At 67.6% G+C, this 13,821-nt stretch carries 11 protein-coding genes; 7 read left to right on the plus strand and 4 right to left on the minus strand.

All coding sequences use genetic code 11. From position 1 onward, the window contains the following. The first annotated feature begins 252 nt into the window (after positions 1–252). Genes LHP98_RS08020 through LHP98_RS08040 form a run of 5 tightly spaced genes read left to right on the plus strand, consistent with a single transcriptional unit; the run spans position 253 to position 6,148 of the window. Positions 253–735: a formate dehydrogenase subunit gamma gene (locus LHP98_RS08020; RefSeq protein ID WP_227251991.1), complete on the plus strand. Its 483-nt coding sequence runs from the start codon at positions 253–255 to the stop codon at positions 733–735. After that, entirely contained in the window at positions 732–2,252 is a 1,521-nt protein-coding gene (locus LHP98_RS08025) for an NADH-ubiquinone oxidoreductase-F iron-sulfur binding region domain-containing protein (protein ID WP_227251992.1), read from the plus strand. Before LHP98_RS08020 ends, LHP98_RS08025 begins: the two co-directional genes overlap by 4 nt. Beyond that, positions 2,249–5,128, plus strand: coding sequence for a formate dehydrogenase subunit alpha (gene fdhF / locus LHP98_RS08030; RefSeq protein ID WP_227251993.1), 2,880 nt, complete (start codon positions 2,249–2,251; stop codon positions 5,126–5,128). Before LHP98_RS08025 ends, fdhF begins: the two co-directional genes overlap by 4 nt. Next, positions 5,128–5,937, plus strand: a complete 810-nt coding sequence (fdhD, locus tag LHP98_RS08035; protein WP_413687601.1) for a formate dehydrogenase accessory sulfurtransferase FdhD — start codon at positions 5,128–5,130, stop codon at positions 5,935–5,937. Before fdhF ends, fdhD begins: the two co-directional genes overlap by 1 nt. Then, positions 5,927–6,148, plus strand: a complete 222-nt coding sequence (locus LHP98_RS08040; protein ID WP_227251994.1) for a formate dehydrogenase subunit delta — start codon at positions 5,927–5,929, stop codon at positions 6,146–6,148. The genes fdhD and LHP98_RS08040 overlap by 11 nt, the downstream gene beginning before the upstream one ends. Here LHP98_RS08040 and amrA read toward each other — a convergent pair. Further along, complete coding sequence (amrA, locus tag LHP98_RS08045) at positions 6,145–7,497, minus strand: AmmeMemoRadiSam system protein A (RefSeq protein WP_227251995.1); 1,353 nt, start codon at positions 7,495–7,497, stop codon at positions 6,145–6,147. The genes LHP98_RS08040 and amrA overlap by 4 nt on opposite strands. A 92-nt stretch (positions 7,498–7,589) precedes the next feature. Here amrA and amrS point away from each other — a divergent pair, with 92 nt between their 5' ends. Then, positions 7,590–8,609: an AmmeMemoRadiSam system radical SAM enzyme gene (gene amrS, locus LHP98_RS08050; RefSeq protein ID WP_227251996.1), complete on the plus strand. Its 1,020-nt coding sequence runs from the start codon at positions 7,590–7,592 to the stop codon at positions 8,607–8,609. Positions 8,610–8,727: 118 nt separating this feature from the next. Here the strand turns inward: amrS and LHP98_RS08055 are convergent, their stop codons facing one another. Next, positions 8,728–9,486 (minus strand): pyrroline-5-carboxylate reductase family protein, encoded by a 759-nt coding sequence (locus LHP98_RS08055; protein ID WP_227251997.1) that lies wholly within the window; start codon positions 9,484–9,486, stop codon positions 8,728–8,730. A gap of 109 nt (positions 9,487–9,595) precedes the next feature. Between LHP98_RS08055 and LHP98_RS08060 the strand changes: the two genes are divergently transcribed. Beyond that, positions 9,596–11,368 carry a hypothetical protein gene (locus LHP98_RS08060; protein ID WP_227251998.1) on the plus strand — a complete coding sequence of 591 codons (1,773 nt, stop codon included), beginning with the start codon at positions 9,596–9,598 and terminating at the stop codon, positions 11,366–11,368. 50 nt (positions 11,369–11,418) lie between these two features. Here LHP98_RS08060 and LHP98_RS08065 read toward each other — a convergent pair whose 3' ends face one another. Further along, positions 11,419–12,081 carry a cytochrome b/b6 domain-containing protein gene (locus tag LHP98_RS08065; RefSeq protein WP_227251999.1) on the minus strand — a complete coding sequence of 221 codons (663 nt, stop codon included), beginning with the start codon at positions 12,079–12,081 and terminating at the stop codon, positions 11,419–11,421. Further along, positions 12,074–13,726, minus strand: a complete 1,653-nt coding sequence (locus tag LHP98_RS08070; protein WP_227252000.1) for a tetrathionate reductase family octaheme c-type cytochrome — start codon at positions 13,724–13,726, stop codon at positions 12,074–12,076. The genes LHP98_RS08065 and LHP98_RS08070 overlap by 8 nt, the downstream gene beginning before the upstream one ends. Positions 13,727–13,821: the final 95 nt, after the last annotated feature.

The following is a 13,821-nucleotide window of genomic DNA, read 5'->3' on the forward strand; positions in this document are numbered from 1 at the left end:
GTCCCCAACATGATGTTTCGCCCAAAGCGTGCCTGCTGTAAAGCGCTGGGCCGTTGGACCGGCGGCTGCGATCGGGCCGTGGCCAAAATGCCGCGCTCCTGAGACGCGCCGCTTCGGCAAGTGACCTGCTGGTTCCGAGAGCTTGGTTCGAGTGTCAGTTTGATAGATTTCTTCTATCAAACAACGGAAGATCAGATTTGATATCCTATCAAACCAGGCTTAGACCCGTGCCACGTTGAACGGAGACCTCCGATGCCCGTGGAAGACGACCTGAGTCCGCACGCCTGCCATACCCTGGAGGCCATCTTGCGCGCCCATGCCCGGGCCGAAGGGCCGCTGCTGCCGATCCTGCATGACGTGCAGGCTGCCTTTGGCCACGTGCCGCAGGCCGCCGTGCCAGTGATCGCAGAAGCGCTGAACCTTGGTCGCGCCGAGGTGCACGGGGTGATGTCGTTCTACCACGATTTCCGCAACGCGCCCGCCGGGCGGTCGGTGGTCAAGCTGTGCAGGGCCGAAGCGTGCCAGGCGATGGGGGGCGAAAGCGTCTCTGAACAGGTCCAGAAGGCCCTGGGCGTTGGGTTCCACGAAACCTCGGCCGACGGCATGGTGACGCTTGAGCCGGTCTATTGCCTGGGCCTTTGCGCCTGTGCGCCGGCGGCGATGGTGAACGGCCGGCTGGAAGGCCGGCTGGACGAGGCCGCCGTGAACCGGATCGCGGCCGAGGTGCTGGCATGAAGGTCTTTGTTCCCGCCGATGCGGCCGCCAAGGCCCTGGGTGCCGATGCCGTGGCCGCGGCCGTTCTGGCCGAGGCTTCCCGGCAAGGCCTGCCGGTGACGCTGGTCCGCAACGGCAGCCGCGGCATGGTCTGGCTGGAACCGCTGGTTGAGGTGGAACGCGACGGCGTCCGCCACGCCTATGGCCCGGCGACCCCCGCCGACATGCCCGGCATCCTGGACGGCACCAGCCCCAAGGAGCTGGGCCCGACCGACGATCTGCCCTGGATGAAGCGGCAGACCCGGCTGACCTTTGCCCGCGTCGGTGTGATCGACCCGCTTTCGCTGGACGACTACCGCGCGCATGGCGGCCTTGCCGGCCTGCAGCGCGCGCTGGCGATGGACCCGTCGCAGGTTGTGCAAACCGTCACCGACTCGGGCCTGCGCGGCCGCGGCGGGGCGGGCTTCCCGACCGGCATCAAGTGGAAGACCGTGGCCGAGGCGCAGGCCGACCAGAAATACATCGTCTGCAACGCCGACGAAGGCGACAGTGGCACCTTCGCCGACCGCATGCTGATGGAGGGCGACCCCTTCACCCTGATCGAAGGCATGATCATTGCCGGAATCGCCGTGGGGGCGACGCGCGGCTACGTCTACATCCGCAGCGAATACCCCGATGCGATCCGGGTGATGCGCACGGCCATCGAGCTCGCCCGCAAGGCCGGGGTGCTGGGGGCCAGCGTGATGGGCCGCGGCCCCGCCTTCGACATCGAGGTGCGCGTCGGCGCCGGCGCCTATGTCTGCGGCGAGGAAACCAGCCTGCTGAACAGCCTTGAGGGCAAGCGCGGCGTCGTCCGCGCCAAGCCGCCGCTGCCGGCGCTGGAGGGCTTCCTGGGCAAGCCGACGGTGGTGAACAACGTGATCTCGCTGGCCAGCGTGCCGGTGATCCTGGAAAAGGGCGCGGCCTTCTACCGCGACTTCGGCATCGGCCGGTCGCGCGGCACCATTCCCCTGCAGATCGCCGGCAACGTGCGCCACGGCGGGCTGTTCGAAACCGCCTTCGGCATGGGGCTGGGCGAGATCGTCAACGATATCGGCGGCGGCACCGCTTCGGGCCGCACGGTCAAGGCGGTGCAGGTCGGCGGGCCGCTGGGGGCCTACTTCCCGGCCAGCCTGTTCGACACCCCGGCCTGCTATGAGGAGTTCGCGCGCAAGGACGGGTTGATCGGCCATGCCGGCATCGTGGTCTTCGACGACACCGCCGACATGCTGAAACAGGCCCGTTTCGCGATGGAATTCTGCGCCATCGAAAGCTGCGGCAAGTGCACGCCCTGCCGGATCGGCGCGGTGCGCGGGGTGGAGACCATCGACCGCATCGCCCGCGGCGACGCCAGCGCAATTCCATTGCTCACGGACCTGTGCGCCACCATGAAGGCGGGTTCGCTTTGCGCCTTGGGCGGGTTCACCCCCTATCCGGTCCTCAGCGCCCTGACCCATTTCCCCGATGACTTCGCCCGCGCGAAGGAGGCCGCCGAATGAAGGACTTCATCATTCCCGACGCCGATTTCGGCACCCCTGCCGCGAAATCGAAGGCCCTGGTCACCCTGACCATCGACGGCTTCGACGTCACCGTGCCGGAAGGCACCAGCATCCTGCGTGCCGCGGCCGAGGCCGGGATTCCCATCCCCAAGCTCTGCGCCACCGACAGCATCGATGCCTTCGGCTCGTGCCGGCTGTGCCTGGTGGAAATCGAAGGCCGCAACGGCACGCCGTCCTCGTGCACCACACCGGTGGCGCCGGGCCTGAAGGTTCACACCCAGACGCCGAAGCTGAAAGACCTGCGGCGCGGGGTGATGGAGCTTTATATCTCCGACCACCCGCTGGACTGCCTGACCTGCGCCGCCAATGGCGATTGCGAGTTGCAGGACATGGCCGGTGCCGTGGGCCTGCGCGACGTGCGCTATGCGGCGTTAGAGACGCATTTCCGCGCCCGGAACACCAGCGGCGAGGCCAATCCGCAATGGCTGCCCAAGGACGAATCGAACCCCTATTTCACCTATGACCCGGCCAAGTGCATCGTCTGCAGCCGCTGCGTCCGCGCCTGCGAGGAAGTGCAGGGCACCTTCGCGCTGACCATCTCGGGCCGCGGCTGGGACAGCCGGGTGCATGCCGGGGCGGCGGGCGACAGCTTCCTGACTTCTGACTGCGTCTCTTGCGGTGCCTGCGTGCAGGCCTGCCCGACCGGCACGCTGCAGGAAAAGTCGATGATCCAAATCGGCACGCCCGACCGCGCCGTGATCACCACCTGCGCCTATTGCGGCGTCGGCTGCCAGTTCAAGGCCGAGATGCGCGGCGACGAAGTGGTGCGGATGGTGCCCTGGAAGCACGGCAAGGCCAACCGCGGGCACAGCTGCGTCAAGGGCCGCTTCGCCTATGGCTACGCCAGCCACCGCGACCGCATCCTGGAGCCGATGATCCGTGACGCCATCACCGATCCCTGGCGCGAAGTCGGCTGGGATGAGGCGCTGGCCTTCGCGGCCGTTCGGATGCGCGGCATCCAGCAAAGGCACGGCAAGGACAGCGTCGGCGTCATCACCTCCAGCCGCTGCACCAACGAGGAAACCTATCTGGTGCAGAAGCTGACCCGCGCGGTCTTCGGCAACAACAACACCGACACCTGCGCCCGGGTCTGCCATTCGCCCACCGGATACGGGCTGGGCCAGACCTTCGGCACCTCGGCCGGCACACAGGATTTCGACTCGGTCGAGCAGACCGACGTGGTGATCGTGATCGGCGCCAACCCGACCGATGGCCACCCGGTCTTTGCCTCGCGGCTGAAGAAGCGGCTGCGCAAGGGCGCGAAACTGATCGTGGTCGACCCGCGCCGCATCGATCTGGTGAAATCGGCGCACATCCGCGCCGACCATCACCTGCAGCTGAAGCCCGGCACCAATGTCGCCGTGGTGACGGCGCTGGCGCATGTGATCGTGACCGAGGGGCTGATGGATGAGACCTTCATCCGCACCCGCTGCGACTGGGACGAATTCCAGGATTACGCCGAGTTCGTCAGCCGCCCGCAGCATTCGCCCGAGGCCACCGAGGCGCTGACCGGCGTCCCGGCCGAGGACCTGCGCCGCGCCGCCCGCCTCTATGCCACCGGCGGCAACGGGGCGATCTACTACGGGTTGGGGGTGACCGAGCATTCGCAGGGCTCGACCACCGTGATCGGCATCGCCAACCTCGCCATGCTGACCGGCAACATCGGGCGCCCCGGCGTGGGGGTGAACCCGCTGCGGGGGCAGAACAACGTGCAAGGCAGTTGCGACATGGGGTCGTTCCCGCACGAACTGCCCGGCTACCGGCACGTCAAGAATGCCGATGTGCGCGCGCGGTTCGAATCGGTCTGGGGTATGGCCATCGACCCCGAACCCGGCCTGCGCATCCCGAACATGCTTGATGCGGCCGTGGAGGGCACCTTCAAGGGGCTGTATTGCCAGGGCGAGGACATCCTGCAATCGGACCCCGACACCAAACACGTCGCGGCGGGCCTTGCGGCGATGGACTGCGTCATCGTCCACGACCTGTTCCTGAACGAGACCGCGAACTACGCCCATGTCTTCCTGCCCGGCTCGACCTTCCTGGAGAAGGACGGCACCTTCACCAACGCCGAGCGCCGGATCAACCGCGTCCGCAAGGTGATGGCGCCGCGCAACGGCCATGCCGACTGGGAGATCACCCAGATGCTGGCCAACGCCCTGGGTGCGGGCTGGCACTATACCCACCCCAGCCAGATCATGGACGAAATCGCGCTGCTGACCCCCAGCTTCGCCGGCGTGTCCTATGAGGTGCTCGAGGAAAAGGGCTCGGTCCAGTGGCCGTGCAACGAAGCGCACCCGGACGGCACGCCGCTGATGCACATCGACGGCTTCGTCCGCGGCAAGGGGCGGTTCATCAACACCGAGTACGTGGCGACGGACGAAAAGACCGGCCCGCGCTTCCCGCTGCTGCTGACGACCGGACGCATCCTGTCGCAGTACAACGTCGGCGCGCAGACGCGGCGGACGGCCAACGTGGTCTGGCATGACGAAGACGTGCTGGAGATTCACCCGCATGACGCCGAGGTGCGGGGCGTGAACGACGGCCAGTTCGTGCGGCTGGCCAGCCGGTCGGGCGAGACCACGCTGCGGGCGCGGGTCACCGACCGGGTGTCGCCCGGCGTGGTCTACACCACCTTCCACCATCCCGACACGCAGGCCAACGTCATCACCACCGATTTCTCGGACTGGGCCACCAACTGCCCGGAGTACAAGGTGACGGCGGTGCAGGTCAGCCCGTCGAACGGCCCGTCCGAATGGCAGGAAGACTACGCCGCCCAGGCCGCGAACTCGCGCCGCATCCTGCCGGCGGCCGAGTGATGGACCCCGCCCGCCCCCGCGCGCATCTGGTGTTCGGCCCGCAAGGCGTGGCCCGGGCCGACCGGATGCTGCCCGAGGAAGCCGCCGTGGCGCTGTCGTTCAACGGCACGACCCAGGCGGTGATGATGGCCACGCCGGCGGACCTTGAGGATTTCGCCTATGGCTTCGCGCTGACCGAAGGCATCGCAACTGCCGCCGAGATCGAGCGCATCGACATCGAGCAGGCCGGGCAGGGTCTGGACGTGCAGACCTGGCTTTTTCCGCATGCACAGAGCCGCTTGGCAGACCGGCGGCGGACCATGGCCGGGCCGGTGGGCTGCGGGCTGTGCGGGATCGATTCGGTCGAACAGGCGCTGCGGCCGGTGGCCCGGGTGGCGCCGTCCGCGTTCCGGATGACGCCTGATCAGGTGCATCAGGCGGCGCAGGGCCTGCGCGACCGCCAGCCCTTGCATGACCTGACCCACGCCGCCCATTGCGCGGCGCTTTGGCAGCCCGGCGGCCTGACGATGGTGCGCGAGGACGTGGGCCGGCACAATGCGCTGGACAAGCTGATTGGCGCGGCCACCCGGCCCGGGGCAGCCCCCTTGGGCGATTTCGCCGTGGTGCTGACCTGCCGCGTCTCGGTGGACATGGTGCAGAAGGCGGCGGCCTTCGGTGCGCCCGTCATCATCGCCATGTCCGCCCCCACCGCCCATGCCGCCGACCTGGCGGATGAGGCCGGGATCACCCTGATCGCCGGGCTCCGCGGGGGCCAGTTCCACGTCTATTCCCATTCCGACCGGTTGACCGAGGTGGCGCATGTCCGCTGACAAGCTGATCTACATGGCGAACCAGATCGCCAAGTTCTTCGAATCGATGCCTGAGGATCAGGCCGTGAAGGGTGTCGCCGGCCATATCAACGACTTCTGGGAGCCGCGGATGCGCCGCCAGCTTTTTCAGGTGCTGGATGCCGGCGGGCAGGGCCTGCGGCCAATGGTGGTCGAGGCCGCCAAGGCCATCCGCCGCCCGGCCGAAGCCTAGGCTTCGGCGAACCCCTCGGCCCGGAACCGATGAAGCTGCAGGTCGGCCGACCAGAAATCCGCCGGCAACCCCGCCTTGCGCTTGAGCGACCGCAAGAACGCGTCAGGCTCCGGAATCTGCTCCCAGACCATCGGCAAGAACAGCCCCCGCCGGCCGGCGGCGGAAAGGATGAGACCGTCCTCACCCGGCACGATCAGCGAGAGTGCCTCGGCTTCGCTGCCAAAGGCCAGTGGCGCGGCCCGGGTCAGGACAGCGATCTTGAGCCGGGTCTTGGGCCATTCCTGCAAGGTTAGAAACGAAAACCGGGGATCGGAAAAGGCCGCCTTCTGGGCGTTCTCGATGACGTCGGCGAAGAGCGGCTGGTGCGCGGCAAGCGAGCCGATGCAGCCCCGCAGTTCACCGTCCAGCGTCAGTGTCACAAAGCTGGCGGCCTGGGTGTGAAGGGGGGGCGCAAAGGATTCGGCCGCGATCCCGGGAGACCGGTCGCGGGTTAGGCGGACATCGATGGCCTGACGGGCCACGCGCAACAGCGTTGCCCGGTGGCTGGCCGAGAAGATCGGGTCGTCCAGGCCGAAGAAGGCCCAGGCGCCGTAGCCCACCACGCGCAACCGGTCGCCCGAAGTCTTGGCGCTGTTGCCCAGGCCCAACCGGAGCGGACGGCTGGCTCGCCCAGCCTTGGAGGCCAACCAGCCGGCAATTCCCCGCGCACCGCAGGCGTGAGCGCCGTCAAGACCCGTCGTCTCGGCCCGCTCGATCATCCGCGCCGTCTCGGCATCGCGCAGGCGGGCCGCGGTGTCGGTCAGGAAGTGGCTCAGGTCCGACGACAGGACGAAAAGCGTCTGCCCGTCGTCCAACCGGTCGATGGTGGCGGCGACAAGGCTCGTCGGCACATCGCCCAGCACCAGCGGGACCACAGGCAGACCGGGCCAGCGGCAGGCGATGAACGGGAGCTGGGTTTCGATCCCGTGTTCATTGTCATGCGCGGCGTCCAGTTCCCCGGCTAGGCCCGCCGAGACCAATCTGGCGCAGGCGGCGCGGTCGATGGGCAGGCGGCCGAGCGGCGTGTCAAAGCCAGCCTGTGACGGGAAGGCGATACCGCTGAAGGCATGCCGGTGTGAGGGTGACAGGACCACGGCGCGCGCCGGCACACCGGTCACGGCCGCAAAGGACAGCCCCGCGTAGCGCACGGAATAGGCGTATCCGGCATGAGCAGAGACGATTGCGCGGGGGCTGACTCCGGCGGTCTGGCCGGCGCCGCCGGTGAGGGCCTGTTCGACCGCTGTCCGCAAGGCAGCCGGATCGGACGGAAAGAAAGACCCGGCAAAGTGCAGTCTTCGCAGGGAATCCATGGCAATCTTCTCGCCGCCGTTGAAACAGCGCCATTCTATGCGCATCTCATGCAGGTGCAACGTCTGTGCGGGCGGTGAAGCCTGCTGAACCCATGACCGAATATCCTCATACGGCCCGTCACTGGTCAGCCAAGACCGGAGAAGACCGGCTGGTCTGTGAGCTGTGCCCGCGGCTATGTGAACTGGGCCCCGGCCAACGTGGCCTGTGCTTCGTGCGCAAGCGCGAGGGGCAGCGGATCGTGCTGGAAACCTACGGCCGGTCGTCCGGCTTTTGTATCGACCCGATCGAGAAGAAGCCGCTGAACCACTTCCTGCCCGGCACCCCGGTGTTGTCCTTCGGCACGGCGGGCTGCAATCTGGCCTGCAAGTTCTGCCAGAACCACGAAATCTCGAAAAGCCGCGAGGTCGACAGCCTGTCGGCCGAGGCCAGCCCCGAGATGATCGCCAATGCCGCTCGGAACGCCGGCGCGGCCTCGATTGCCTTTACCTACAATGACCCGGTGATCTTTCACGAATATGCCATCGACATCGCGCTGGCGGCGCATGCCCGTGGCGTGCGCTCGGTGGCGGTGACGGCGGGCTACATCAGCCCGAAGCCGCGGGAAGAGTTCTTTGCGGCAATGGATGCCGCGAACATCGACCTCAAGGCCTTTTCCGAAGAGTTCTACCACAAGGTCACCGCCTCGCACCTGGCGCCGGTGCTGGAAACCATCGACTACGTGGTGAACCAGACCCGCTGCTGGGTGGAACTCACGACACTTCTGATTCCCGGCCTGAACGACAGCCCGGCCGAAATCGAAAAGATGTGCGGATGGATCCTTGATCGTCTCGGTCCCGATGTCCCGCTGCATTTCAGCGCGTTCCATCCCGATCACCGGATGATGGAGATTCCCCGCACCCCGGCTGCAACACTACATGCGGCGCGGGATCGGGCGAAGGGCATGGGTCTGCGGCACGTCTATCTGGGCAACCTGCATGCCCCGGACGCTCAGTCCAGCTTCTGTTCCGGATGCGGGGCCAAGGTCATCGGTCGCGATGGATATGTGCTGAGTCATTGGCACCTGACCGGGCAGGGGGGTGCCGCAGCTGCGGCACCCCCCTGCCCGGTGTGATCGAGGGGCCGCCCGGCACCTGGGGCGCCAAGCGGCAGCCGGTCCGGATTGTTGCCTGAAAGATCAAGGCCGTGCAGGCCTTCTGCTTTTGCATGCGGACCCTGGCCGCCGGATGGCCTCAGGGCCGGGCCACGGTTCCGTTCAGCTTCTCCAGAACGGCATCGCAGGCAGAGGCCCAGGCGGTTCCCATCGCGTGGCCAACCAACACCTGCAGCCCGCGTTCGGTGATCCCGCCGGGTGTCACCAGATCGTGCAGCAGATCGGGCATCGGCTGCCGGGTCTGGGCGGCCAGTGCGCCGGCCGCAGCGAAGGTCAGGGCGTTCAGGCGCCGCGCGATGGCGGCGTCCAGGCCCTGTGCCGCGGACCAGTCTGCGGTCTGACGGATCAGGTCCAGCGTCCAGCCGTAGACCGCCGCGGAAACGGTGGCGACCTGGAAGTCGGCCTCGCCGGGCAGCGGGATCACCGGCCCGAAGGCTTCGACCACCCGTCGGGCCTCGGCCAGGTCGGGGAAGCAGACGGTCGGGCTGGCACCGATCTCGGCCGCAGTCATCGGCATGATCCGCATCGCCTTGGCCGGATGCACCGGCAGATGCGCCAGCGGTACGCCGGCACAGGCCGAGACCAGGACCTGGCCCGCCCGCCAGGGCAGGCCCGTGACTGCGGCGGGGGCATCCGCCGGCCGGACCGCCAGCAGCACCAGCTTGGTCCGCGCCACCAGATCGGCATTGTCTTGCGCCAGCGCGTGGCCATAGCGCGCCGACATCTCGACCGCGCGCCCGCGGGGCGAAAGGACCACGTCTTCGGCCGCAAACCCGGCCCGCTGCAGCCCCGCCAGAAGCGACGCGGCCAGATGCCCGACCCCCAGGATTCCCAGCATGTCATTCCCCCGCCAATACCGCAGCTTCGCGGCCGCCCCGGCGCGAGGCAAGGGCTGGATTTGTGGCTGCGGCCGGTTATCCTGCCGCGACCGCAGCCCAGGCCCGGCCATGTCCTCGCCCGCCCCGATCACCGATCCGCGCCTGACCCCCGGCCGGGACCTGCTGGCCCGCGGCACCGCGCTTGCCCGCGACTGGCGGGTCGGACCGTGCCCGTTCCTGGCCGAAAAGGCCGTGGCCAGCGAGGCGGACTGGAAGCGCCGCTCCGCCGGTCGCATCATGCAGCATGCCCATATCGGCTTTCGCAATGCAGATCGTTCGGTCTGGGCAATCGCCGAGGTGCAGGCGCAGTGCCGCAAGGCAGGGGTCGAGGTTGACCGCTTCGGCATCACGCTGGACTGGTCCATGGGCTATCCCGGCGCCCTGCGCGCCAAGGCCACCCGCGGTACCGGCATTGTGCTGGCCGGCCCCGAGGATTTCGCCCGCATCACCCACGCCTCTTCGGCGGCGGCGCATTTCGGCGACTTCATGCTGGGCTTGCCCGGCGCGGTGGAAAACACCTGTGCGGCGCTTGCGGCCGGGGCGACCTCGGTCGGCAATCTGGGGCAGTATTTCACCTTTCGGCTGCCTCATTGGGACGACGACGTCGCCACGACCGAGGCCACCGTCACCGCCCTGGGCCTGATCGCGGCCCAAGAGGCCGAAGTGTTGGCGCATTCCAATCTGGATGACGGCTTTGCCGGGCTGTTTCAGGACATGGCTTCGGCGCTGGGTATGGTGCTGGTGGAAAAGCACATCGTCGAGGGGCTGATCGGCGCGCCGCTGGCGCATTGCTACGGCCACCACTTCAGCGATCCGCTGTCGCGCGTGGCCTTCCACGCTGCGCTGGCGCGGGTGTCGGACACGCCCGGGACGATGATCTTTGGCAACACCGTCGCCTACCAGGGCAGCGCGGCGGCGAACTACGCCAGCCTGGCCAGCTATCTTCTGGCGGACCTGCTGGCATTGGGGCGCTGGCCGACGGGTCACGCGGTCAACCCGGTTCCGGTGACCGAGAACCTGCGCATCCCCGATGTCGAAGAGATCATTGACGCGCAGCGCTTTGCCCACCGCCTAGCCCAGCACGCCCGGTTGCACGCGCCGGTCTTCGACTGGGCCAAGGTCGAGTCGATGGCAGACCGGCTGGTTGCGGGCGGCCGGCGCTTTGCCGCCTCTCTGCTTGCCGGGCTGGCCGACCGTGGCGTGCCGGTCGATGATCCGGCCGCACTGCTGCTGGCGCTCCGGCGGCTGGGGCCGCGGCGGATCGAGGCCCTGTTCGGCCCGGGCGTCGCGGCGCCCAAGGGGCGACTGCCGGTGGTGCCGGCGGAATGGGCGCGCGAGCTGGACGAGAAGGCGGCGCAATGGGTGGCGGCGCAGACCCCGTTGCCGCGGCCGCTGCGGGTGTGCCTGGGCACGACCGACGTGCATGAGCATGGCAAGTATCTGGTCGGGCAGGCGATGGAGGGTATCGGCGCCCGACTGATCGACGGTGGTGTCAGCGTTGACCCAGAGACCCTGGTCGAGATCGCCCTGGCGGCCGGGGCCGAGGTCCTGGCGATCAGCACCTACAACGGGATTGCGCTCAGCTATGCCCGGGCCGTGCTGGCCACATTGCGCCAGCGCGGATCAAGCCTTCCGGTGCTGATCGGCGGCAAGCTGAACCAGGTCCCGGCGGAGTCGAACTCCGGCTTGCCGGTGGATGTCTCGGGTGATCTGGCCGGCCTGGGTTGCCGGCCCTGCCAGTCGCTGGACGACATGCTTGCCGCACTTCAGGGCCTGCCCGAGACCCCTGTTCCAGCCCCAGCGCCAGCAGACACAGGGCCCGAGGGGTCCGCGCAACCTTGAAGAGCTGCCCCGGGCGCGGCCTCCTTGGGTCTGAGCGGCGCGTGGCGGCCTCAGCTGTCGGTCTTCACCAGCGACGGGTCTTCCTGGCGCAAGTAGGCCTCTTGCTCGGGAGTCAGGGTGACCCGCTCAAAGCCGGTGATCATCGGACGCACATGCTCGCGGAAGCCATGGCCGATGGTCAGCAGATAGACATGGACGACCACGAAGCTGGCAATGGCGAATGCCGCCAGAAGATGGATGTTCGCCACCACCCAGAGGCCCCAGCCCGATGTGTCGGCATCGTCCCACAGCGCATAGCCCAGATAGGCCAGCCCACTGATCCAGATGGCCGGGAACAGCACGGTCTTCAGCGCCAGGTAGGCCAACGCCTGCAGCGGATTGTGGCGGCGCCTGAGAATCTTGCGGTACGGGTGCTGTTCGCCATGGAAAACACCGTAGGCGTAGAACCGCAGCACCTTCCACAACCCCATCTGGCTGGGCAGGAACTGCTTCCAGGCCCCGGTTGTGAACAGCCAGAAGGTGGCGAAGGCCCACAGCAGCAACAGCGCCAGCGCCACGGCCGAATGCAGCACCACCGCCAGCTGGAAGGGCATCAGCGTGTGCAACCCCATGACGCGCGCGCCAGTGAAAAACAGAAGCAGGATCGAGCCGGCCTGGCTCCAGTGCCACAGACGGTTGAACCTTGTGTAGACCTTGACTTCACGCTCAGCCATGGTCGCCTCCCTTGCCGCTTTGCCCGCCCGCCCTTGCGACAACCCGCAGGAACCCGTGGCCAACGACCCCCAGCGCGGCCAGGCCCAGAAGGACCAGCCCCGCCAGCCCGCCCGGAGGCAGGCCGGTGCCGGGAATGTGGATGCCCTGGATTCCCGCCAGCCGCCCGGCGCGCGCGTGGCAGGATTCGCAGGCCAGCGCCTGATCGGCCGGCGCCACCATGTGGGCAATGGGCCAATACATCACCGTATCGACGAATTCGAACTTGCCCGAATAGGGCTGGCCGACATAGGACATCGCCGCCGCGATCGACTTGTCCCAATCGAAGTTGGTCCAGAAGGCGGTGTCGGTCTCGGGGCCGTAGACGTGGTTGAAGAGCAGCGTCTTCAATTCGGGGTCGAAGGCCTGCTTGCCGACCATCCGCTTGAACGGCCAGATCCGCGCGCCCGGATCGCTGGCCGACCCGCCGATGCGGTTCACCTCAAGCGGGCCGTCCAGGTCGAAGGTCTCGCCCGGAAGCGTGTATTCCACCTGCCCGTTGAACCAGGCGTAATAGGGCACCACGTTTTCACCCCATTCGAAACTGCCCTTGGTGGACAGGTAGGTATGCAGGTGCTTGCCGTCCGACTGGGTGAAGTCCTCTTCGGCAAAGGGCTTGCCGTTCCTGAGCTTGCCGGCGGTCGACCAGTCCCACAAGGTCTTGGTCGCCACCCCGCCCCGGGCGAATTCCGGGATGTGGCAGGTCTGGCAGGCGACGCGGTCGGTGTGATCGTTCAGCTTCATCCCCACCGGCGTGACCGAGTGCGGCCGGTTGCTGTGGCAGCTTTCACAGGTCGCCACGTCGCGGCGCTGGCCCAACAGGTGCGGATCGGCCTCGTCCTTGGCCACCACGTTGTAGCGCGAGCCGGCCAGCGCATGCCGGTTCGAGACGTGGCAGGACTCGCAGGTGAAGTTCTCGCCGTCAGGCGACATGTGGACATCGGTCGACAGGGCCGGGCTGATCAGTGCCGACGACAGGTCGCCGTGCTTCACGTTGTCGCCACCTCCGCCGTAGAAATGGCACGAGCCGCAGTTGTCCCGCCCCGGCATCCCGACCGAGCGCGCGGCCTTTGCAAGATCAACGACAACGGCATCCTTGCCGGTGATCGTCTTGGCCTTGGGCGCAACCGGAAACAGCGGCGGGTTGCCTGCCTTGTTGTCCAGCTTGGAGTATTGCCCCGAGCGGTCATGGCAGGCCAGGCAATCCACCCGGGTCGGGTCGGCGGGGGCCGCGACGCGGGTGTCCTCCCAGCCATAGCCGGCATGGCACGAGGTGCAGCGCGTCTCGTTCACCGAGACGTTGCCGCAGAACGAGTTGATGACGTTCTTCTTGCCCAGAATCTGCCCGGTCACCGGATGGGAGTAGTCCCAGGTCCAGTGGATCGTGTGCATGACTTGATCGCCGGCCTCGGTGTGGCAACTGAGGCAGGCCTTGGTGACTTCGGGGCCTGAAGTGAACGGACCCTTCAGCGCCTCGAGCTTCGAGTGATCAGCGGTGCTGTCACTGCCCGGCAGGGCCGGCGCTTCCTCAGCCAGGGCAGCCCCGATCAGCGGCAGAACCGCGACCAGCCCCCAGGCCCGCCGAAGTGTGCGGACTAGACCCGGCATTTCTCGTTCCTCCTCCCCGGGCTGGCCGCATGGCGGACCGTCCCGGGCATTCCCCTTCTTCACATTAACGTATTTGAATGCGTTTGACTATCACC

Source organism: Rhodobacter sp. Har01 (genome assembly GCF_020564565.1).
Taxonomy (GTDB): Bacteria; Pseudomonadota; Alphaproteobacteria; order Rhodobacterales; family Rhodobacteraceae; genus Pseudogemmobacter.